Below are 1,779 nucleotides of genomic sequence, written 5' to 3' on the forward strand. Positions count from 1 at the left end.
TCGCCCGCCTGCACAACCTCACCCTCGCCGGATGACCGGCGAATCAAGCCGCCACACTCCGACAACGGAGATCATTTACGGGACAACCCTTAGAGAATTTCTCGCTGCCGCCGAAGAGGTCTCGGCGGGGTATCTGCACACTCAGCTGATGGCGGCGCTAGGCCTGAGTCGGACGGGACTGCGTATGTCTTACGAATTCTGGGTCTCAGGCGAGGTGGCTGAAGGAATCGAGTACACCGAAGTGCTGCGCACCGACCAGGCGCCGTCGCTGATGGACGACTGACAGTAGGGCGTTCCCCGCGGCGCCGGGAACGCCCTACTGAAGCACATGCGGGGGCGTCCTGCACCGCGTTGCTCCGGAGGTATTTGCCTCTTCTCCGTGCCAGGGCCTGGTCTGGAGATCGTACGGCTGTCCACGGCCCGGAAACCGTGGACGACCAGTCGAACCCACCGCCCGAAGGCACGGTCGGCGCGGGCGCACGCGAGGAACTGCTCGGCGTCGCCGGGGGAGATCTCGATGGTCATGTCGCCGCAGTGCGCGCGTACGTACGCCTCGGCTTGGCGCTGCCAGGCGGTGTAGTCCCCGCGGATCCGGGCGCCGGCGGCATGCCCGAACTTCAGCGACCCGGCCAGCCGCAGCAGGTCGTCCGGCAGCGCCCGTCGTCGTCATCGTCATTGAACGGGTTGCCGCCGAGGTACAGGACCAGCCGCGCCGCGCTGGACCGGTGCACGGTCCTGGCTGGCCGGGCGGCGTCCCGGGCGGCGCGGGGGCCGCACGCAAGGCCCACCGCGCATACGCCGACCGCATCGACGCCGCGTCGCCTTCTTGAAGGGTCAGGTTTCTTCCGGTTGGTTCGTGTCGACGTGGAGCTAACCGCGCGGCCTGACCCTCGTCGAGGTCGACAGCGGACCGACCCACACGGTGTACCGGATCGGGGACCGGCGGATCACCCTGCCCGTACCCACCCCGGCCCCGGTCGTCCGGCAGGTCATCGACGACCTCGCGGCCATAACATGACCGACCCGAACGGACAGACCATCCAGTCCTGGGCCGTACGCAGCGGCCGAAGCTGGGTGGTGCACGTGACCGAACACGGGGTGTACGGGCACGGACGCACCCTCGGCGCGGCGCGCGAGAACACCGAGCAGGGCCTCGCCCAGGTTGCCCAGGTCGCCGCAGTCGTGCTCACGCCGACCACGGCCGAACTGCAAACACTGCGCGCCGCCGAGGCGACCTACCAGGCTGCGGCGGGCTGCTGCCTTGACCAAGGCGGCGGGAGAGTGGTCCAGGCCCGTGGGGTGGTAGCCGATGTCATGGAGATGCCAAGTGAGTTCGCCGTCGCCGCAGCCGAGGTCCAGGGCAGGCCGTCCCCGCCCGGGGCCCAGATGGGTGTCCACCAGTGCCGTCTCGGTGGGGTGAAGCCTGCGATATCCGCTGCCGGCTGCCCATGCGGCATCCCAGTACTCAGGAGATGCCGTCGATGAGGCGGTCGGCGCAGCCGACCGCGACACCGTGTCCAGGCGGCGGGCCGACCCGGTTGGCGGTTGCGTCACCAAGTAGTCCTCCCGAATGGTGGCTCCGGGCCAGCGGTGGCCTTCTGAACAGGCGCGCACGGGACGAACGCGGATGGAGGAACCAGCGTGGCGTCTTCCGATCGCTTGCTTCGGTAACGGTGAGGGGCTGGCCATGTACTCGAACAGGCGGCGACAGCACAGGAATCGCTTGTGCCCTGAACAGAAGAACTTGACAGGGAACACCCGTACGGGCACACCAGCCCC

2 protein-coding genes are annotated in these 1,779 nt (G+C 68.6%); both read left to right on the forward strand.

All coding sequences use genetic code 11. From position 1 onward, the window contains the following. A partial coding sequence (locus tag ACWD12_RS40340; RefSeq protein WP_450103844.1) for a hypothetical protein occupies window positions 1-283 on the forward strand: 283 nt, incomplete at its 5' end. A gap of 731 nt (window positions 284-1,014) precedes the next feature. Continuing rightward, window positions 1,015-1,485, forward strand: a complete 471-nt coding sequence (locus tag ACWD12_RS40345; RefSeq protein ID WP_450103845.1) for a hypothetical protein — start codon at window positions 1,015-1,017, stop codon at window positions 1,483-1,485. Window positions 1,486-1,779 lie beyond the last annotated feature (294 nt).

This window comes from Streptodolium elevatio (assembly GCF_053592165.1).

Bases quoted from the DNA above. Each gene is read 5' to 3' on its own strand.
- ACWD12_RS40345 (WP_450103845.1), top strand. From the start codon at position 1,015: ATGACCGACCCGAACGGACAGACCATCCAGTCCTGGGCCGTACGCAGC.